At 44.1% G+C, this 21,005-nt stretch carries 19 protein-coding genes; 7 read left to right on the top strand and 12 right to left on the bottom strand.

Annotated elements, in window-relative coordinates:
* Positions 1-22 precede the first annotated feature (22 nt).
* On the top strand, positions 23-205 hold the full coding sequence (locus D7V92_RS01400; protein ID WP_036616268.1) for a hypothetical protein: 183 nt from the start codon (positions 23-25) through the stop codon (positions 203-205).
* A gap of 195 nt (positions 206-400) precedes the next feature.
* On the opposite strand, the gene D7V92_RS01395 is transcribed toward D7V92_RS01400, so the two are convergent.
* Positions 401-1,534: a clostripain-related cysteine peptidase gene (locus D7V92_RS01395; RefSeq protein WP_005863369.1), complete on the bottom strand. Its 1,134-nt coding sequence runs from the start codon at positions 1,532-1,534 to the stop codon at positions 401-403.
* Positions 1,535-1,686: 152 nt separating this feature from the next.
* Between D7V92_RS01395 and D7V92_RS01390 the strand changes: the two genes are divergently transcribed.
* Entirely contained in the window at positions 1,687-2,247 is a 561-nt protein-coding gene (locus D7V92_RS01390) for a DUF3575 domain-containing protein (RefSeq protein WP_005863367.1), read from the top strand.
* Between the two features lie 12 nt (positions 2,248-2,259).
* Positions 2,260-2,766: a DUF3868 domain-containing protein gene (locus D7V92_RS01385; RefSeq protein ID WP_121772117.1), complete on the top strand. Its 507-nt coding sequence runs from the start codon at positions 2,260-2,262 to the stop codon at positions 2,764-2,766.
* A gap of 137 nt (positions 2,767-2,903) precedes the next feature.
* On the opposite strand, the gene D7V92_RS01380 is transcribed toward D7V92_RS01385, so the two are convergent.
* The gene (locus tag D7V92_RS01380; protein WP_087344748.1) at positions 2,904-3,452 is read right to left on the bottom strand and encodes a hypothetical protein; all 549 of its coding nucleotides are present in this window, start codon (positions 3,450-3,452) and stop codon (positions 2,904-2,906) included.
* Positions 3,452-4,447: an AAA family ATPase gene (locus D7V92_RS01375; RefSeq protein WP_005863361.1), complete on the bottom strand. Its 996-nt coding sequence runs from the start codon at positions 4,445-4,447 to the stop codon at positions 3,452-3,454. Before D7V92_RS01375 ends, D7V92_RS01380 begins: the two co-directional genes overlap by 1 nt.
* Before the next feature lie 309 nt (positions 4,448-4,756).
* On the opposite strand from D7V92_RS01375, the gene D7V92_RS01370 reads away from it, so the two are divergent.
* Together D7V92_RS01370 and D7V92_RS01365 are read left to right on the top strand one after the other, a co-directional pair.
* Positions 4,757-5,446, top strand: a complete 690-nt coding sequence (locus D7V92_RS01370; protein WP_121772116.1) for a type 1 glutamine amidotransferase domain-containing protein — start codon at positions 4,757-4,759, stop codon at positions 5,444-5,446.
* A 55-nt stretch (positions 5,447-5,501) separates the two neighbouring features.
* The gene (locus D7V92_RS01365; RefSeq protein ID WP_005859925.1) at positions 5,502-6,230 is read left to right on the top strand and encodes a nitroreductase family protein; all 729 of its coding nucleotides are present in this window, start codon (positions 5,502-5,504) and stop codon (positions 6,228-6,230) included.
* Positions 6,231-6,324: 94 nt separating this feature from the next.
* Here D7V92_RS01365 and D7V92_RS01360 read toward each other — a convergent pair whose 3' ends face one another.
* From D7V92_RS01360 to D7V92_RS01330, 7 genes are all read right to left on the bottom strand, one after another.
* Positions 6,325-6,735, bottom strand: coding sequence for a hypothetical protein (locus D7V92_RS01360; protein WP_008779076.1), 411 nt, complete (start codon positions 6,733-6,735; stop codon positions 6,325-6,327).
* 883 nt (positions 6,736-7,618) lie between these two features.
* Positions 7,619-8,545, bottom strand: coding sequence for a fimbrillin family protein (locus tag D7V92_RS01355; protein ID WP_121772115.1), 927 nt, complete (start codon positions 8,543-8,545; stop codon positions 7,619-7,621).
* 27 nt (positions 8,546-8,572) lie between these two features.
* Positions 8,573-9,589, bottom strand: coding sequence for a fimbrillin family protein (locus D7V92_RS01350; RefSeq protein WP_036615987.1), 1,017 nt, complete (start codon positions 9,587-9,589; stop codon positions 8,573-8,575).
* Positions 9,590-9,666: 77 nt separating this feature from the next.
* Positions 9,667-10,662, bottom strand: a complete 996-nt coding sequence (locus D7V92_RS01345) for a fimbrillin family protein (RefSeq protein ID WP_036615984.1) — start codon at positions 10,660-10,662, stop codon at positions 9,667-9,669.
* Positions 10,663-10,705: 43 nt separating this feature from the next.
* Positions 10,706-11,617, bottom strand: coding sequence for a DUF5119 domain-containing protein (locus D7V92_RS01340; protein WP_121772114.1), 912 nt, complete (start codon positions 11,615-11,617; stop codon positions 10,706-10,708).
* Positions 11,618-11,749: 132 nt separating this feature from the next.
* Positions 11,750-12,604 (bottom strand): helix-turn-helix transcriptional regulator, encoded by an 855-nt coding sequence (locus D7V92_RS01335; RefSeq protein ID WP_005859912.1) that lies wholly within the window; start codon positions 12,602-12,604, stop codon positions 11,750-11,752.
* Positions 12,605-12,616: 12 nt separating this feature from the next.
* Positions 12,617-14,146: a glycoside hydrolase family 10 protein gene (locus D7V92_RS01330; protein WP_121772113.1), complete on the bottom strand. Its 1,530-nt coding sequence runs from the start codon at positions 14,144-14,146 to the stop codon at positions 12,617-12,619.
* 206 nt (positions 14,147-14,352) lie between these two features.
* Here D7V92_RS01330 and uvrA point away from each other — a divergent pair, with 206 nt between their 5' ends.
* A complete protein-coding gene (uvrA, locus tag D7V92_RS01325; protein WP_121772112.1) occupies positions 14,353-17,136 on the top strand; it encodes an excinuclease ABC subunit UvrA in 2,784 nt (927 codons plus the stop codon).
* Between the two features lie 503 nt (positions 17,137-17,639).
* Here uvrA and D7V92_RS01320 read toward each other — a convergent pair.
* Together D7V92_RS01320 and D7V92_RS01315 are read right to left on the bottom strand one after the other, a co-directional pair.
* Complete coding sequence (locus tag D7V92_RS01320; protein ID WP_005863339.1) at positions 17,640-17,858, bottom strand: hypothetical protein; 219 nt, start codon at positions 17,856-17,858, stop codon at positions 17,640-17,642.
* Between the two features lie 49 nt (positions 17,859-17,907).
* On the bottom strand, positions 17,908-19,710 hold the full coding sequence (locus D7V92_RS01315; protein WP_121772111.1) for a T9SS type A sorting domain-containing protein: 1,803 nt from the start codon (positions 19,708-19,710) through the stop codon (positions 17,908-17,910).
* 73 nt (positions 19,711-19,783) lie between these two features.
* On the opposite strand from D7V92_RS01315, the gene hflX reads away from it, so the two are divergent.
* Positions 19,784-20,995: a GTPase HflX gene (gene hflX, locus D7V92_RS01310; protein ID WP_005859898.1), complete on the top strand. Its 1,212-nt coding sequence runs from the start codon at positions 19,784-19,786 to the stop codon at positions 20,993-20,995.
* The last annotated feature ends 10 nt before the right edge of the window (positions 20,996-21,005 follow it).

The following is a 21,005-nucleotide window of genomic DNA, read 5'->3' as shown; positions in this document are numbered from 1 at the left end:
AAATAATATTAGTATTTTTGCTATGAGTAACTATAACGGTAACATTGAAAAAAGAAAAGCGGCTCAGGATTTAATGAAGAACAGAAGAGAAAATACTTCAAAGTATTTCTTCGATTTGTCAAAATTAACTTTTGCCGCTCTTGTATTGGGAGTAGGAAGCGCATTATTAAACCGCTGGGAGGATACGAGAGATATCATGCTGTGACCTCCTATATTCTGGTATTCTTTATTTACTGGAACGTTTATCGCTACAGTATTTGCTTTGATTGGGTATAAATTATTAAAATAGAGAAATATGTTATTAGCAGTATTCTTTACGGTTATTTCTATAATGGCGGCAGGTTTCTTGATATTCCTGTATACCCCTCGTGGTAAACGCTGGCTAAGAGATGAGTTTTAATCATTGATATACATCTTTATACCACTCAAGATCCTTGTACCACTCATTTAGTTTGGGCAAGGCTTCTTGGGGGACGTAGATAGATAGGCCGCTATATTTATTGACCGGCAGATAGCTTCCATACGGATACGGATAAGCGTAAACCGCCTTGGGTGTAGTAGCCTTGTAAATAACCGCCTTTTCCATGCTCCGCTTGAATGCGTTATATTGCTCTTCCGTGGCCAGACGGCTCACGTAATCATCAAAATCATATAAGGCATGATAATTCGGCGTCAAATACTCCATGATCTGCAATTCGCTAACGGGTACGGCGAAAAGATCTCTTTCCGTCTTATCATGGAATAGGGTACGGCAAGTAGCAGCCAATTCATCCAACTCATCGCTTTTCATGACCGAGATCGTTCCTGCCTCACTTTGATAATACGTATAAAACTTTGTCGCTATCCCCACCACATCAGCTTCTTTCTTGAACATATCCCCCATTATCGATTGATAAGGGAAGCCGTTCGCCAATATCTCCGTTGGCGAGCCGATAATATAATCCGCACATCCCCGGAAAGCGTAAGCTACCTCGGCACACGACATATAACAAGCGTCGAACAAAATAAAATCAAAATGATACTTCGATAAAGCGGAGGCCAGATCATTGATCTCCATGAAATTATTTTTCCCGTCTTGCCCGAAGGAACGCAAATAACTATAGATATCAGAAGGCAGCCATCCTGTTCCGTGACTCCACAGCACCAACCCGTAACTATCCGCCGGATATTCCTTTTGTACCTTGTCGATTATTTGCGTCAGCGTCTCGGTAGAGGCCGAGTTCTGGTTCGAGTCGTAGGTCTCGAGCACGATCTGCCGGATGGTATCCGCTTCCAGCTTTAATTGAAAAAGCTGGGGAGCCTCGTTCTGCTTATCCGTATAGATCAACAAATTGCCGTTGTTCAATCCATCTCGCTCAATCCCTTCCTTTATCGCCCTCAGGTTTTGGCTCACGTATCCACTCAAGCTATTATCCCCCGCGAAATAGATAAGAACCGTACGAGGGGCGGTAGTAGGGATAACGACCTCCTCTTTATCGCAAGCGACAAACGAAAGGAGTGACAGGAAAAAAATCACGATATATTTAGCCTTCATGAGTCATATTCTGGATTTATTTTACAAAGATAACGTTTTTCATCCGTAAATCATGGATATTATATAAGTTAACGTACAAATGAACTGATAAATAATATTTATATTTGTACGGTTTTGCCTCTTAAATAAACAAACCTAATGAACCGGGAGATATGAATAAACTATATTTACTGTTAGTATTTCTTTTGTCAACCTTTATGGATATTCAAGGACAGGTCGTGGCCGTGAAGACCAATGTGCTTTATGATGCGATCACTACGCCGAACGTAGGGGCGGAGGTTGCGTTCAACAAGCATTGGTCGGTTGAGGCATCGGGGTATTATAACGGTTGGACATTCTCGAGCGATAAGTCCTTTAAGCATTGGATGATACAACCAGAGGCGCGCTACTGGATACACGAGCGTTTCAACGGACATTTCTTCGGGGTTCATGCCCAGTATATGGATTACGATTTCGCCGGTTTGAAGCTCCTGTATGGGATGGAGAAAAAGAATAGTTATAACGGTAACGCTTATGGCGGCGGTATCTCTTATGGTTATCAGTTATACGTGTCGCCCCGTTGGAACGTGGAGTTCACGGCGGGTTTCGGATACTTGCATTTCGAATATGATAAGTACGCTTTTCCTAGAGGAGATGCGCCTATCGGCAAGTTCCGCAACGAGTATTGGGGATTAACAAAGGCGGGTATCAGTATCGTTTACATCATCAAATAAAGAGATAAATCTATGAAGACATTCATTTATATATGCTTGCTTGTGATCGGCCTTGTTTTTCCGGCAGGAGCGCAGGTACCTATACAATCTTACCGGGGGCAAGTCTCCTTGAAGCAAAACCGCATCGAGCGGGAGGGCAACTCCTTGCGTCTAGACCTAACGATCAGTGTCTGCGGACTCTCCGTGGGACGATATCAAACCCTGTCCTTGATGCCGATGTTGCGTAGCGACAGAGATTCCGTAGTCATGGCCCCGGTAGTACTAAACGGGGCAAACAAGCAAAAAATGTACGACCGTACCTTAGTTTTCGAAGGCAAGAAAGCCGCCGATGGCGACGCTTATACGGTAATCAAGAACACCCCGGAACTGATCCGAGAAATCCCCTATGAACTATCCATTCCATACCACCCATGGATGAAGAACGCCGCTCTGATCTTGGTTGGGGAGTTGGATAATTATGAAGGTGCGCCATTACGAACATTCGTAAACGTATTGACAGAACATTTGGACATTCCGTAAAATGGTTTTTAACGCATTCCGTTATCCTGCAAGTACTGTCGAATAAGCGTAGGCGGTAGACTTGGGTATGGGCTTGTGCCTGCAATGTGTTCTGTATCTTTCGCTATGTTTCAGTCCACAATATCCCAAGAAGCTTGCTACAGTTTTGATGTTTGCCCATCAATAAGAGCTTTCATTTCTGCGCTATTAGAACTATATTGCTTTCCTTTCAAATATTTAATGGCATTCCTTAGGATTGTTATTTCTTCTGCACTCTTAATTTCGTGAAATAACTTTTTGAAGTTCGTATCCTCTTTGCTCGATACTTGCTTTGTCTGCGCTGTAAAAGATCTCAATTCATCTGAAAGATCGAATTGTTTCATCTCAACTTTCTCTTCCTTAGCGCATTTTAGGATAAAGCGGTCTACGGCAGGATCGATCATTATTAAGAAATGAGCCTTGTCCGGGTGTTTGTAAAAATATAGGGAGTCCGTATGTCCTATTTCCTCAAATTCGTTGACGTAACTGACCTGTCGTTTGTCTTTATCCACTATTCCAACCGCGAATTTATCCGATAACTTTTCTTTCATCACTTTTACGACGTTGTTACAGCCTTTCTGATGATTATATCCTTTAGCGGTGGGAACCAACGTCTCGATTAGGTTTGTATCGACGTAGCATTCCGGAATTATGTAGAGTTCTGCCATTATCTTAAGAAGGTTTCGGTGTTGAAAAATAGGTCGATGCCATATTCGTACATTTCTTGTATTTCTGTGTCACTGGCTCTTTTCACGAAAGTTTCCCCATTCCTGAAGTCAACTAGGTAAATGGCAAGTTCGTCACTCGGTAATTCCAGAAAGTCGTTAACCACATAAGGACTGTGTGTCGTTATAAAAAACTGGTTTCTGTCCGATTGGATAATATCCTGCGTTACCTTTGATATGAAAGGAGGGTATGAGTGGGCTTCCGGTTCTTCAAAAACTAATGCGGACTCACTGTTACTTTCAATAGCCGCTTTGTAGAAAATCATACGCTGCAGGGTATCGGCTATGGAATGAAATGGAATTAAAAATATCTCTCCCGGTTTCTTTTCTTTCATTACTTTAATCTCCTGGCTATTGGTATCGAAGACATATTTCAAGCCATAGTCGTTGAAAATAGTTCTTAATTCTTCTTTCAACTTGGGCATCATGGAAACGATATTCATCAAATTGCTTCCTCCCGGAGGTAATAGGAAAGGGATCGGTAATTTCTCCTTATCGAATGCTGGTGGATAGAGATAGCATTTGAAAGGGTTTGCCGTTGGAATATCTATATTCTTCTTGGCGGGTATCGTCAAGTTGGAAATAGTAAAAGCTACATCTTGTGCGGGATGAGCCGGATTGGTTTGCGAATAAAGAAGTCCCATGTTATCCATTTTTACTTCTACATTCACCTTGTTCGTTTTCACAGAAATTGGGCTATCTACATGGCCGTCGAAAAATAACTCTGCATCGTTCTCCGTACGGATAAACTGCTGGATGCTTCTTTTCCGGGTATATTTCAAATAGGGCAGACAAAACAAGGACATCGCTTCCAATAGATTACTTTTACCCACATTCGGCTTGCCAATAATCAAGTTGATCCTCCGGCATTGGTCTAAAGTCACATCTTTGAGTGACTTGAAGTTGCTTATATGAATATGATTTATGATCGTCTCCATTTTATGACTTTATGTGATTTAAACAGGATTGACAAAGATAATGATTTTTCTATGACTTTATGTGATTTGAGCTGGCTTACTTTGCCAACGAAGTTAACTTACTTTGCGAATTTTTGAAAAGGTCTCATACGCCTGAAAAACTAGACGGATCAATGTCTTTCAAAAATAACACATTTTCTCATCCGAGGCGAAAAAAGGATTTGCAGGTTTTCATATTTTCGGATTATGTTAAAGATTCCATATTCTGAAAAACAATCTATCCATGTGTATGTTTTCTTTTAAAGAATATGAATCAATAATTTGATTATCATGAAGATTTTAATAATAGTTACTAGCACAGGGACTTTTGCCAATGGGAAACTCGCAACCGGATTATGGCTTAGTGAGTTTACTCATATCTATCATAGTGCAAAAGAAAGCGGCTATGACATAACGGTAGCCAATCCGAAAGGAGGTTATACTCCCATTGATCCCGAAAGTTTAAAACCAATTTTTTTAGATGAAATGTCCGAAAAGTATTGGGAAAAGCCAGAATTCAAAAAGCTGTTGGATCATGCAAACAGTTTGGATAACCTGTTGGAACAACAGTTTGATTGTGTCTATTTAGCCGGCGGACACGGTGCGATGTATGACTTTCCTGACAATGAAGCTTTAAAGACTATCGTAAGGAAACAGGATGAAAGTGGGAGGATAGTGTCGGCCATCTGCCACGGGGTCAGTGGGTTGTTGAATGCCAAACTATCCAATGGCGAATATATGATTAAAGGCAAAAAGCTGACGGGATTCAGTTGGTTTGAGGAAAGTCTTGCCAGAAGAAAAGAAGAAGTACCTTTTGATCTTGAAGCGTTGTTGAAAGAGAGAGGAGCGGATTATGAAAAAGCATTGATACCTATGACTTCAAAAGTAGTTGTAGATAATAATCTGATTACTGGGCAGGACCCGTTCAGTTCTAAAGAAATGGCGAAGGTCGTTATGCGGCAATTAAATAAAGCACGATAATAAATGGCTGAAGTAATCAGCTGGGAATAAATGTTTAATTCAAGTCAGTATCATTATGAATTTAGATGAAGTCCTTCATCATCGTCGTTCTGTACGGGTGTATGATAAAGAGAAACCAATAGATACGGAAAAGGTAAAACATTGTTTGGAACTGGCTACATTGGCTCCTAACAGTTCTGATATGCAATTATGGGAATTTTACCATATTACAGAACCTGAATTATTGGCAAAAATCTCAAGGGACTGCCTTGGTCAGAAAGCGGCTTCTACCGCTTCACAAATTGTCATTTTTGTGGTTCGGCGTGACTGGTACAAGAAACATGCGCGATTCGTACTCAATTTTGAACGGGAGAACATTCGTCATTACAGTCCTAAAGAACGTCAGGCCAAACGTATTAAGGATCGGGAAATATATTACGGTATATTGATGCCCTTTGTTTATGCCCGGTTCTTCGGTATTCTCGGATTGCTCAGGAAATTGTTGGCTAATATAATCAGTATTTTCCGTCCTATGATGCTTGAAGTTTCCGAGAATGACATACGTGTGACAGCCCATAAATCCTGTGCGCTTGCCGCACAAACGTTTATGATTGCGATGGCAAACGAAGGCTATGACACGTGCCCCTTAGAAGGGCTGGACAGCCGTCGGCTAAAAAGGACATTGAAACTACCTCATGGTGCTGAAATAAACATGGCTATTCCTTGTGGGATACGGGATGGAAATAAAGGCATTTGGGGAGAACGTTGCAGAGTACCTTTTGAAGATGTTTATCGTAAACTTTAAGGCCTCCTTTTTTAAGGCTGGAATTTTCACTCACAAATAAAAAGTACAAATATCAAGTATAAGTGGTAGATGTTGTAGATGTTCGCATGAGCCGTTAATTCCCTATCTCGCAAAAATAAGTGACTTGTATCCATTGGCCATTCTGAAAGTGGATAAGTTGAAGGACGGCTCGATGGCTGTTGATGGTGAGGTTGGCGGTAATCTGCTCCGTGGTGAATGAGTGGTGAGCGTATTTGGCAGTGTGGTTGATGATCTTGTTGGCATACGTCTCTTTTCCTTCCTTTTCCCACGTGAAGATAGCGCGATCGAAATCTAGCGTGAAACGATCATGGAAGGTGTTTCCTTTCCATGTCTGACCCAAGGGCTTGATGCCTTGTGGAGTATCAACGCATTCTGTTATCCGGCAAGTGTTGTCGGATAAATGTAGGTGATAGACTTGGGCATGGGCTTGCGTGGCAAGCAGGAGCCATAGCGACAAGACGGGTAACAGGAGGATCGTCTTCATTTAATGGATAAGGGCAACCTGTCTCCATCGGTTGCCGGGCTAAAAATACAGAAGCGTGGAAACTATTGATATTACCGTATTGAGGCTCTGGACGGCCCTATCCATGTAATAAACAATAGCCCACGCCATGCTGTTATATCGTCCAGAGCAATTACTGGTAAATATACCACCGACGTGAGCGTTTATTGTCTATTATCCATGGATATGAAATTGTCCAGATTTCAATACGGGATAATATCTTTAAACGCTCTTCGTTAACTTATGTCCTCCTTCAGTGACCTACGCTTAGATATGAGGGATTATCGCAAATATAGGAAGAATAATTGATATCCGTATGCTAAGTGGGGAGAAGTTTCCTCGCAGATTGACATTTTGACAAAATGTAAACGGAAGTCCGTGAGAGTCGATTATTTCGGGCGGATGTACGTCTCGCTTCCAAATACGCAAGAAAAAAACAGCAATTGTTTAGTAGACAGGTAGATGTCGAAAAACGGCCTTTTATTCTAGCGAAATTAATTCATCGTAACTCATGGTTTGCCGGGTGTTTGGGCTATTCCATAAGGTTACGATAGGGTTATAATAAGGTTATAACGCCTTTCTCATTAGGTTATAACCCTATTCTTAGCTGCTTACGATGCCCAACGTAACCATATGTGTCGCCTAACGCGGCCTTTCGCGTTGGCTTTCGCAACCTATTGTGTGTGAAAAGGGGGGCTTTCGAGGTGGAAAAGGGCACTAATGGCTATCTCCTTCTCGCTGTTTTGTGGTTCTTGCGGGAAGGGGATGTCACGATATATGGCTTATATTGCTCAAAAAAACAGAATAACACCTGTTTCGCTAACAGAACGTATTTTTCGCTATAGGGCGCTAAATACGTACGTTCTTAAATACCAATCTCACCAGAACCTTCCGGGCCTTCTGTCCAAGGATTGATGGAGGCACCTACGTTGATGTCTTCGGCTTGTATGGTGAAGGTATATTTCTGCTTCTTGCCGGCGATGAATGCTTGGGAGGGATGAACCTCGTAGGTATGGCCGCTGATGGAGAAACGGAACGTGGGAGCCTCGCCGGGCCAGAGCAGGTAGTTTGTCGCTACGGTGGCCTCGGTAGGAGTGATGGTAATCGGTGCGGCGAGCGGTATCGGATAGTCCGCTTTCGTATCCGAGGTGGTCAACTGGCCGGTCTGGATATCCATACGGACAGATGCAGGGTAGTTTACCAGCTCTACTTTTTGCAAGACTAGGGTTTCCTTGATATCATCGGCTTTCTTTATGACGATCGTGATGGCGGATAGCTGGTGATTGAAGCTGAGGGCGACGATGGCCGTCGAGCCGTTGGCTTCGGTTTGTACATCCATCTTTCCCTTGTTGAGGATCGGGGTGGCGTACATGATATCGATTTGGTCTTTCAGTTCGTAGCTAGCTAGGGTATTACTTAGCGAGGCTTGATACGGATAGTAAGCGTAGAAATTAATGACCGTATCGGCGGCTACAGGGAAATGAGCGTCCATATCGGAGGTATAGTTCGTGCCGTCCGCCGTGGTATAGGCTTGGTTGGTTAGGTCGGGACGCGGGGTGAGTGGCGAGGTCTCGTTTAGTTTATGGCCCCATCCGTATATTCCGATCGGCAAGTCGGTCGGCATGGTAGATTCGGTATGGATCGCTTTCGATTCCAGCTTGTAAGGAGAGGCGCTGAAAAGGATAACGGCGGGTACTTGCTTGGAAGGCCCGCCATTATCATCGTTTGTACAGCTATTTAGAGAGAGTCCCATCAAAAGAGATACGGTGATCAGTTGTTTTGTGTATCGCATATTTCGTGTTTTATCTTTTCGTTTGATTTAGTCGATTGATAAATGGATATGGTAGGGGTTTGGATCCGATACCTTGGTTTCGGGCTCGGTAACGGTAGAGTCCGTAGGAGTCTCCGGTATCTCGCCTCCGTTGTTTACCTCTTCGTTCGGTGTAGCGTTATTATCTGCGGGTACTTCGGGAGAGGCTATTTCCGGGATATTCCGGTTAATCGTTATATTGTATTGATAATTGACCCCGGCTTCCCAAATCTGCGGCTCATCGGAAAGGGCGACGTGGAACACGTTGCTTTCATCGTTTCCGAAAGTTAATATCATTTCGTTCGCTTTTTGGGGGAACAGGAGGAATTGGCCGGGGATTGGATTGTCTCCGTCGCTTAATGTCGTGTTGGTGTTTAAAGTATAGGTTGTTTGTCCGGCGATGTCGCTTAATTGGCCCTGCCATATATCCAAGATGGCACTTTGTGGGGCGGTAATTTGTACTTTGGTTAGGGGGAGGTCTATAGTGACGCCTGCGTTTTTAATGATGTTTATTGTTATTTGAGTAAGTAAGTGATGGAACTCAAATACTAATACGGATGATTTCTTTGACTGATTCAGCAAAGAGGCGTACATGAGGTCGTATTGATCGGCGGTGTTGTCTTTGAGGGTGAGGGTGGTGTATTGGGTGCCGTCGTAATTGGAACCGGTTGTGGCGGATGATATGAAGGGGTGGATAGCGAAGAAGTCCAGTTCATTCCCTGTTGGGAAGAAGTATGTATTATCATAAAGGATATCACCGTTTAGATCAGATATTCCTTTAGTGTTATTAAATAGATTGGGAATCCAACTAGATACTGAATTATTTGGAAGATGTTGAATAGAGAATAAACTAATTTGAGAGTCTTTTAAGATAGAACTGTTATTAATACTTTTTGTTGATATTTCTACACATAAAGAACGAAAGCGAATAGGAACATCTTTTTCATATTCTTGAATGAGTCCTTCATTATTGCAACTCAATAATAGAAGTAACCCACATAGCAGATGTGATAAATGTATATTCATGTTCTTATACTTTTTGAATGAATAAAGAAGTATTAGGAAGAATAAGCTTAATAATTCTTCCTAATACTTGAGAAATATTATTCAACAGTACCTGTGCCAGCACCTGTACTTGTCCAATCTGTAATTGCAGCGGAGAATTCAACGCCTTTACTGTTGACAGTAATAGTTACAGTTGTGATATCCCCTTCTTTGAACGTAAGTGTACTTAGGTCTGAAACGGTAAGTGTTTGTTCATTAATAGTTAATGTAAGATCAGAAATTGCTGTACCCGGAATAATTATAGGTGAAAAATCACCACATGTCGCATTACCTGATCCATCTACAGTTATCGTTTCTGCTGTTGTGAGAGTTTTACTTAAAGAAATCTTGTTAGCATCAGTGATTTGTGAACCTTTGGTTAATTCTCCTGTAATAAGATTTAATGAAGCATCTTTATAGTCTACTTTGAAAGATACTGCTTTTAAAGCAGATTCAGGAACATTTTCATCTTTTTTGACAACTTTAAATGCAATTCTAGCTAGTTTATGTGCAAACTGTAACTTCATTTTATCGGCACTGAATTCAGTCGAAGCTCCAGTAAACTTTTTACTTGTTAAGTTACTCCATAATAAGTCCTGTTTAACTCCTTCCTCGCCAGTTTGTACTGTAACCGAAACGGTAGGAGCGACAGATGCAGTACCGGCAGTATACTTATAGCCGTTTGTTTCTGTAGTAGTTGCTAAAGGATAGTAAGCGTAAAAATGATGAGTGGCATTACGTTCCCAAACAGCACTAGCATTAGTTGTGGCGAATTTATTAGTTGCGTATGTAAAACTAATATTATCCATGAAAGGACTTGAATAATCAGCATTAGGTGCAGCATCTCCTTTAAATCCGATAATTCCAATGATTTCATTGTCGCTAAAAGCTGTTCCTGTTTTTGCAGCTTTTGTTTGTACTGCTAATATTGAACTCCCAAATTCAATAGGAGTAGGTTCATTCTGGTTCACTTGTGGTTGATCCGGACCTTCAATCTCATTTGTACAGCTAACCATGGCTGCCATGGCCAACATACTAATCATTAACTTTTTCATTTTACCCTAATTTAAGTTGTTACTATTTGTATATCATTTAATCTTATTCGATTGTGGTCTCTTCGCCGGGACCTACTTCCCAGTTCGTGAGGCGGATCGTGAATTTCGGGCTCTTCTCAACCGTGGCATTTATAGTCACGTTGACATGAGGAGTGTCTATTTCATTTAATTTGTCCTCTAAGTCGGCGGTAGCGGAAACCGTGCTACCGTCGCTTAGGGTAAAATCTATTGTCACTTGATTCGTGACAGGTTTTTGTTCTTCTTCCTTAGGGAGGGCGGTACCTAATATGATCAGATCGCCGTTTACTCCTTTATCGGAGGTTTCCATATCGAACTCTACATTTGTGGATGCCTCGGTCACTACCTTGCGTTTACTCAAGTTTAATGAGGTGGATACGCCCGATAATGAACCTTTGCAAGTCTTTATCTCCTCCGGTTTGTCTACCTGTACCGTAAAGGTTACGTGGCGGACCAACGGAGTCAGTACCAAAGTGCCCGACTTGTCTTGCCCCGGTGTGATCTCCAATGAATCGACGACAAACCCATACAACGGGGTTATGCCTTGCGATGCCTGTCCGGTGGCCTTCGTCTGGAGGATATAAGCCTCCGCTTCGTCGAACCTTGACATATTACGAAAGTCGATATTCTTCGCGTCGTAATTAAAAACCAGTATTTTATAGGTGGCCGGCGGTAAGAACAACATCATGCTATTTGCGTCCCCATCCGTCTGTACCATAGGCCCTCCCTCCGAAGGGTAAATACAATATCGAAGTTTCTCGGGAGCCGGAAAGCCGGGTATCACGCTATCCCAACGAAGGGTGTAGGTGATGAAGCCGGTACTCTCTTTTTTCGGTTCGTCAGATCTCTCGCAACTGCATTCTATCACTAAACTCGTAATAAATAGAATGGCGATCGTGACCTTTAAGATAATACTTGTCTTATTGTACCTATACATTTTATTTATCTTTGAAAATCAATTATGATTGACCTTCTGGACGCAAATGTATAGGGAATGCTAAAGGGGAGAATTGTTATTTTTGTCCAAAGAGTTGCAAAAGTTGAGAGATTTTAAAAAAATCATTGAATATTATGTATTTTCATCCTTTAGAGAACGGACAGAGCGGGGAGATTGGCCAAAATTAGCCCTGCAGAAGTGCGAGAAGTTAGAAAGCGATTCAAAACCATACTTGTAACAAATCTCGGATATGGAAAGCTCGGTCATGATAAGGTCGTTGTGGATGTCTTGGCATTTGCGTTTCAGCATCCATTGGTAGGCGGGCTCTCCGAACGTATCCTTGAAGATACGGCGGAAGGTGGGTACACTGTAGCCTCCCAATTGGGCGAAGGTCTCCACGTCTTTCGCCTTTTGGTAGTTCTGCATCACGAAATACTGGAAACTGTGGCTATACCGGTAAATCGGGGCGTAAAAGGCGGCTAGCTCCTTGATGGGGTAGTAGCAGTTCAGCAAGTAGACCATCTCCGAGCGTTTGGCTTGCATCAGCCCGGAGCATCTTAAATCATCGTTGAGGTAGAGCTTCATGCCCTCGATGAAGAGTTGTATCGGCGGAACCATCGTCATTACGATGGGCTGCTGGCGTTCGTTCTCCACGATGGAGATGCCTTTGTTGAAACGGTTGTCGCATATGTTTTGCGGACGCTCGAAGAGATAGATGATACATTCGGTGTAGTCGAGTACCTTGCACTCCACTTTCGAGCCGATCGGTTGCAATACGAACTGTCCGCCCCGGAACGTAGTGTCCGGGTGCTCCTCGCTGTTCAGCCAGATCTCTCCCTTGACTAGGAAAAAGACCATGTTCTGCATGCATCTTGTCTGAGGGATCACGTACCCTTTCGGATAAAGACGATACTTGAATATGTCCCTCTGGTAGAAACTACAAGAGGAACAGTCGGTATATTTGGTGCAGCGATGGTCGGTTAACATATATTGTTGTCTTTATAATTTTACTTTCTTTGTCTTGCCCTCGCTCTCGTTGTGAAAGCGATCTACGGCGGTCACTACATAGCGGTATTTTACCTTACCTTTCTCGTAAGGCATCAAGTAGCCGGTTTCCCGGGTGATAGCCACGATCTTCGAGGGATCGCTCGTGTCTATTGGCTCTTTGTCGTTAAAGCGATAAACCACGAAATAAGAGGCTAGCTCCGGATTCGTGGGGCTTTGCTCCGCTTGCCAGTGCAAGAGGAAGCCCTTGGGCGTCCATTCGGTCTTTAGCTTGCTTACGTCTTTTGGCGGACGGTTATGCATATGGGTATAGGCCGGGATAAGGGCCGGGTAACGGTGGTAGTTCCGCTGTAGGCTGTCGGCTACGCCCTTGTTGTTCCATAGAATCTCGTTGGCGGGCCAGAAGCAATTGCCGCTCACGTGCGGCAAGGCACGCTCGTAACGCATCTTGCGGGTTAATTGGTCCGCTTTCATGGTGCGGGCCACGTCTTGCCCGATATATAAATGACCTCCGTTGGCGTTTTTGTCCCACCATTTGATAAGCGTGATGTAATCCGCCGCCGGGTGTCCGATCTCCCAATAGATCTGGGGGATGTTATAATCGATCCAACCTTGCTGTACCCAATAGGTGATATCGGCGTAGAGGTCGTCGTAGTTTTGCAGACCGTTGGTATTGCTACCCGATCCGTCTGCGGTGCTTTTCTTGTTGCGGTAGATGCCGAAGGGACTGATACCGAAGCGTACCCAAGGCTTGGTGAGCAGGATGGTACGTTTCAATTCCCGGATCAGGGTATTCACGTTCTCCCGGCGCCAATCGTTCCTTTGCGCCTCGCTGTATCCTTTTCGCAAGCCGTATTTCCGGAAGCTGTTATCATCCGGGAAAGGCATACCCGCCGCGGGATAGGGATAGAAATAATCGTCCATATGGATAGCGTCCACGTCGTAACGGCCGACGATATCACGCACTACCCGGCAGATAAACTGACGGCTTTCCGGCAATCCCGGGTCGAAAAGGATTTGTTTATTATAAGTGACAAACCATTCGGGATGCTTATGATAGATGTGGGAATCGGCGAAACGGGTGTTTCCCGCCGTGCTCGCCCGGTAAGGATTCAACCAAGCGTGAAACTCCATGTTCCGTTTATGGCATTCTTGGATCAGGAAGGCCATCGGGTCGAACTCACCTGCCGGGGCTACGCCTTGCTCTCCGGTGAAGAAGCGGCTCCACGGCTCGATATCGGATTTATAGAAAGCGTCCGCCTCGGGGCGCACCTGAAAGATGATGGCGTTGATGCCGCATGCTTGCAGGTAATTAAGCTTGCGGATGAAGTCTTTTTTCATCCGGGCGGGAGTCATATCCTTGTATTCGCCTTGAAAAGCGGTCTGTATCCATGCTCCCCTAAACTCTCGCTTGGCCTCCTTGCCCGTACTCGTAGCCGGACGAGGCTTCTCGCGAACCGTAGAACATGAGGTTATCGCACAAAAGAGAATCGCTATTAAGAAGCGAAAATATTTAATGTACATGGGTGCCTTGCTGTGTTTGTCTATGAAATTTTCAACAAATGTAGAAGATTCCCTGTAAATATGAAATATTTCACCCTTGTTATTTTATTTACTTGGCAGTAGAGACGAGGCACACCCTGTCTAACTGTGTGAATTAGTTCAATGAAGATAGGGCAGAATCGGTTAGTTTTGGCTATCTTTGCGTTAAAGAAAAAGATAAAGGTAATATGTCTGAGAGCAATTCGATTTTCATCAAGGGGGCACGTGTCAACAACTTGAAAAATATAGATGTAGAGATTCCGAGGGACAAGCTGGTGGTGATAACCGGGCTGTCGGGGAGTGGAAAATCATCGTTGGCGTTCGATACCCTTTATGCGGAGGGACAGCGCCGGTATGTAGAGAGTTTATCCGCTTACGCCCGCCAGTTCTTGGGAAGGATGAGTAAGCCGGAATGCGACTATATTAAGGGAATACCGCCCGCTATCGCTATCGAGCAGAAGGTGAATACCCGTAATCCGCGTTCCACAGTCGGTACATCTACCGAGATTTATGAGTATTTACGCTTGTTATATGCTCGCGTCGGGAAGACGATATCGCCAGTTTCCGGCACCGAGGTGAAAAAACATCAGGTGAGCGATATTATCAAGGAGGTCATGCGATATCCCGAAGGAACTCGTTTTGCCGTATTCGCTCCGGTTGTCTTGCCGGAAGGCCGGGATATGAAGGAGCAGCTGGAGATCTTGCGGAAAGAAGGATATGCCCGTCTGTCGGTGAATGATACGGTATATCGTATCTCGGAGGTACTGGCGAGCGAGGAGTTGCTGTCTTACCCGATCGAGTTGTTGGTGGACCGCCTGACGGTATCGGACGATAAGACCTTGAAAAGCCGTTTGGCAGACTCGGCCGAGACCGCTTTCTTTGAGGGCCATGGTACCTGTTTGATCCGTATTTATACGGAGGAAGGGGTAGTCGTGAAGGAATTCTCGAAGAAGTTCGAGGCGGATGGCATGATATTCGAGGAGCCTACCGATATGATGTTTAGCTTTAATAATCCGTTGGGCGCATGTCCGACCTGTGAGGGATTCGGTAAGGTGCTGGGCATCGATGAGAATCTGGTGGTGCCTGATAAAAGTTTGTCTGTCTACCAAGGAGCCGTGGTTTGCTGGAAAGGTGAGGTGATGGGGGAATGGCTGAAAGACTTTATCGTGAAGAGCGAGAAATATAACTTCCCGATCCACCGCCCGTATTACGACTTGACACAGAAAGAGAAAGACTTGTTGTGGCATGGGGCGAGAGGTTTACACGGCATCGACGATTTCTTTAAGTTCGTGGAAGAGAATCTTTATAAGATACAATACCGGGTGATGCAAGCCCGCTATCGGGGAAAGACGACTTGCCCGGTTTGTAAGGGGAGCCGCTTGAGGCCGGAAGCGCTGTATGTGCAAGTGGGCGGTAAGAATATCGCCGAGCTGGTAACGATGCCGGTTTCGGAGGCAAAGGCTTTCTTTGATCAACTGGAACTGGACGAGACGGATGCGGCGATCGCTAAACGTTTGCTCACGGAAATCAATAATCGCTTGCAATTCCTGTTGGATGTGGGGTTGGGTTATCTGGCTTTAGATCGCCTCTCGGCCTCTTTATCCGGAGGAGAGAGCCAACGTATCAATCTGGCTACCTCGTTGGGTAGTAGCTTGGTGGGTTCGTTGTATATTTTGGATGAGCCGAGTATCGGTCTGCATTCCCGGGATACGGATTTGTTGATCAAGGTATTGCGACAGTTGCAAGCCTTGGGGAATACCGTGGTCGTGGTGGAGCATGATGAGGAGATTATCCGTGCGGCGGATTATATCATCGATATCGGTCCGAAAGCGGGGCGTTTGGGGGGTGAGGTCGTTTATCAAGGCGATGTGAATAACCTCCGGAAATGTAGCGATAGCCATACGGTACGTTATTTGACGGGAGAGGATCAGATCGAGATCCCGCCTTATCGGCGTCCGTGGAATAATTATATAGAAGTGACAGGGGCTCGGAAGAATAACTTAAAGAGTGTGGACGTGAAGTTTCCTTTGAACGTGATGACGGTGGTTACCGGTGTGAGCGGTTCGGGTAAAAGCTCCTTGGTTCGTGATATCTTCTACGAGGGCGTGAAACGTCATTTGGATGATGCCGCCCGCCTGACCGTGGATTGCTCCGGTATCAGTGGAGATTTGAATATGATTCAGGCGATCGAGTTCGTAGACCAGAACTCGATCGGAAAGAGTTCTCGCTCGAACCCCGTGACGTATATCGGTGCTTACGACGAGATCCGTAAACTATTCGGCGAGCAGCCCCTAGCGAAACAGATGGGATATAACGCCGCCTATTTCTCCTTTAATAAAGAAGGAGGTCGCTGCGAGGAATGTAAGGGCGAGGGCAAGATCACGGTAGAGATGCAGTTTATGGCGGATATCACCTTGGAATGCGAGGCTTGCCACGGCAAACGCTTCAAGCAGGATGTATTGGATGTAGAGTATCAAGGCGCTAACATATACGATGTATTGGAAATGACCGTGAATCAAGCGATCGAGTTCTTCGAGAAAGGTTCCGGCTCCCAAGAGAAGAAGATCGTGAAACGCTTGAAACCGCTGCAAGACGTAGGTTTGGGCTATATCAAGCTGGGACAGACTTCCTCCACTTTATCCGGTGGTGAGAACCAACGTGTGAAACTGGCTTATTACTTAGGCCAAGAGAAGCAGCAACCTACCTTGTTCGTTTTCGACGAGCCTACGACCGGTTTACATTTTCATGATATCAAGACTTTGTTGAAAGCTTTCAATGCCTTGATCGAGAAAGGCCACTCCGTGGTAATTATCGAGCATAATATGGATGTGATCAAATGTGCGGATTATGTGATCGATTTAGGACCGGAAGGCGGAAAGGCCGGCGGGCAGTTGGTTTGTGCCGGTACACCGGAGGAGATAGCGGCTTGCGAGGCATCCTATACCGGAAGGTTCCTGAAAGATAAATTATAATGCCTCTAGTTGTAGAGACGTAGCGTGCTGCGTCTCATCCCATCAAAATAGTAACTTAAATTCCATACAATAAGTATGCGAATGACGTAGTTGTACAAACTATTGAATAATAGCATCTTAAAAAAGATGATTATGTTTCCCGAAAAACACGTACGTGTTTTTTCGGGATCATACGATCGGGTACAAAAGCGTACATGAACCTATACAACAAGCCTCCCTTATCATCAGACCTGAAAATGAATGTTTGGATGCGGTTTTAGTACTAGTGAATAAAACGTAAGATTTCTGAAAGTAACTCATTTTAAGGAAGTAACCAAAACAAGTAGATTGGATTCCCTGTTAAGATTGTACTTATTTATAATCGAATAATTTATACTGTGCGTGTGCTCTTTACGAGACATTCAAGTAGCCTGTGAAGGCGAAAAAGCAGTAATATTAATACTAGTGTAATAAAATAAAGTTCATTCAGCCTGTTCTTCTGTGAAGAAAAACAGGCTGTGTTTTTATTGCTTGGCAGGATCGTCGTCTTTATTCCACTTGTCCCGCATTCTCAAGCGCTTGACTTGCAGATAGCGTAGAAGGATGATGATGACGAGCGTAGCGCCGATCATCAGGAAATATTCGGTATAATTGTTTCCGGGATTGTTTCCCGGCCAGCCGATGATACTCATTACGATTAAGTAAACAAGTAAGGCAATTGTTGTGATATTGATCTTCTTCATATTCGTTTTATTCTAAAAACAGGACAAAGATACAAGATTGTTGCGGGCTTTAGGAGGTTAAAACGCATTTGTACTGTGCCCGATAATGTTCTGTTTGAATAATTAAGATATATAAACCTTGTGGGAGGGGAATCGGGAGGATAGGGTTCCCTGCCTGTACCGTTTGCGTGAATACTAATATGCCTGCCGGAGTAAACAGTTCGACTTTACCGGGGGATGGAAGATTAGTAATGAATAAAGTCTTGTTCTCTAGCTGATAGCTTAATTCCGGAAATGAAAAGGCTTGATTGGAAACAGGGGAATCTTGTCGGGCTTGAGGTTCCGATGTCGGGAAAGATATGGGTGCGTTCGTTGATAATAATTTATAATTGGCTGGTTCGGATGTATTATATACAGATAGGCTGGTACTTTTATGCGCTTTGACAAAGAAAGCGGAGAATGGAGGGATGGCGAAATCGCTACCGATCACGTAGGGTTGGTAGGTGGAGCCGTCATATATATAAATGTATCCGTCTAAGGCCGAGTTTGATTCTATTTGACTAAGAGATAAAGGAGCCGGCAGAGGATTACCGCATAGATACCAGCCGTTGTGATTCTGGTTCTGGCTTTGGTTGTTAATGCTTACCGGAATAGAGGCTTGACCGTTTTTTCCGAAATCTATAGGGATATCTTTTGCTTTCGAGGAGAAACGAAGGTTCTGACGATCGGCGGAGGCGTCAATAGCGATCAGGTACCCCTTGTTCTTCTTGAAGATGGGCTGGGATGTATTGATTATTGTTTGTGGTATGACTTCCCAGTTGTTGGAAGGGCTTTGTGAGTTGGCTCGCTTTTCTCCGTTATAGGTTTGTACGTAAAAGTAGTTACCGTTTGTATCGCTTTTGTCATCACCCAGTTGGAAATCCGGGTCTATGCCGGAAGCGAATACATCGAAGGGGAAGGAGATAAAATACCATTTGCCTTTTTGAGCGAAGGTCCTCTCGATCGTTATTTTGCCGGAGATGTTAATAGTTCCGGACGATCGCAAGGTGGAGGAAGACGCCAAGGTACCATCATTTGGATAGATAGTAAGGTTATTTGCGGATAGATTTCCGGTTGGTAAAATATGGATATTTCCATTGCCAATAAAGATATCTTTACAGCTGATATTTGTATTTATGGAGATATTACCGTTAATCAAGGCGTTGCGGTGACGGTAGGCGGGTAGGTGGCTCCAGCGATCCTCATGGTTCCAATCGCTGTTTCCGGTAAATAGGGAATAGGTAGGAATCATTCCATGAGCATAAACACTGTCTACATAATAATAGCCGTTTTTGGTATTGGCGGCCGGTGCGGGAACGATAATATCCAATCCCGGGGGATTGTTTTTTATATCTGTGGTTTTGAAAGGATTGATGCCACTCTCTCCTATGGTTGGAACTAAGGAGGGATAACTTGTTTCCCCTTTTCGATAGGTTCTGGCTCTCATGCCTTCTCCTTCTACTAGAAGGATGCCCCCTTTCCGTATACTGATTTTTATATCTTGATGATCTGTTAACGTGAAATGCTCGAAAGCCACTTGCGTATTCATTGGCATTCGTAACCCGTAGTTACCGTGGCTGTTAGGAATATCTTTCACGCCGGAGATATCTTCAATAAGGGCTTCACCTGTAATGGCATAATCCCAATTATCAGTCGGAAGTCCCTCAAATGTCTGCATCCGAAACGTATCCCGGATAGATATATTTGCGTTACTTTGCACAAAGCTTTCCCATGTAGACGGATTTGAAACTTGTGACTGGATAAATTGTTGTACGAATAGGAATGCCGTACAAACGACAACGCATCTGGATAGATGCCAAATTCTCTTTTTCATAGCTAAGTTGATTTATATTTGTAAATATGTTCGCAAATATACGTAAATAATTGAAATAATATATCTTTGTGGCATGAAAGAATTTATCATATCTGAGGCACAGACCGAAAAGGCCGTTTTGGTGGGTTTGGTTACCCCCGAGCAAAATGAGCAAAAGGTTAAGGAATATCTGGACGAATTGGCTTTCTTGGCCGATACGGCAGGGGTGGATGCGGTAAAGCGTTTTACCCAGAAAATGGATTACCCGAATTCCGTCACTTTTGTCGGGACCGGTAAATTGCAGGAAATTAAGGAGTATGTGGTAGAGAATGAGATCGGTTTGGTGATCTTTGATGATGAGCTGAGTCCGAAGCAACTCCGTAATATTGAGAAAGAATTGCAGGTGAAAATCTTGGATCGTACGAGCTTGATCTTGGATATCTTCGCTAGCCGTGCACAGACCGCCCATGCGAAGACACAGGTGGAGCTTGCACAATATAAATATATGTTACCCCGCTTGACTCGTCTGTGGACACACTTGGAGCGTCAGCGAGGCGGCGTAGGTATGCGTGGTCCGGGTGAGACACAGTTGGAGACTGATAAACGTATTATCTTGGATAAGATCGCACGATTGAAGAAAGAGCTGGTGGATATTGATAAGCAAAAAAGCGTACAACGGAAAAACCGGGGTAAGATGGTACGTGTAGCGTTGGTCGGATATACGAACGTAGGTAAATCTACCTTGATGAACTTATTGAGCAAGAGTGAGGTCTTTGCCGAGAATAAGTTGTTCGCTACGTTGGATACGACCGTACGCAAGGTCATTATCGAGAACTTGCCGTTCTTGCTGTCTGATACGGTCGGATTTATCCGCAAGTTACCGACCGAGCTGGTGGAATCTTTTAAATCTACCTTGGATGAGGTACGGGAGGCGGATTTGCTGGTACATATCGTGGATATCTCACACCCGACTTTTGAGGAGCAAATAGAGGTCGTGAACCGTACGTTGGCGGAGATCGATAAGACCGAGAAACCGATGATCATGGTTTTCAATAAGGTGGACGCATTTACCTTTGTCCCGAAAGAGGAAGATGATTTGACCCCTCGTGGTCGTGAGAATATCGATCTGGATGAACTGAAACGTACGTGGATGGGAAAATTGCAAGATAATTGCATCTTTATCTCCGCCAAGGAACGTACGAATATAGAGGCGTTGAAAGAGATGTTGTATGAACGGGTCAAACAAATCCATATCACCCGTTTCCCCTACAATGACTTCCTCTTTCAGCAATATGATGAAGAGTAGAGTCTTACAA

Origin of the sequence: Parabacteroides sp. CH2-D42-20 (assembly GCF_003670185.1) — a bacterium.
Classification (GTDB): domain Bacteria; phylum Bacteroidota; class Bacteroidia; order Bacteroidales; family Tannerellaceae; genus Parabacteroides; species Parabacteroides distasonis.
The sequence above is the reverse complement of the archived record's forward strand: the minus strand, read 5'-3'. Positions and strand labels throughout refer to the sequence as shown.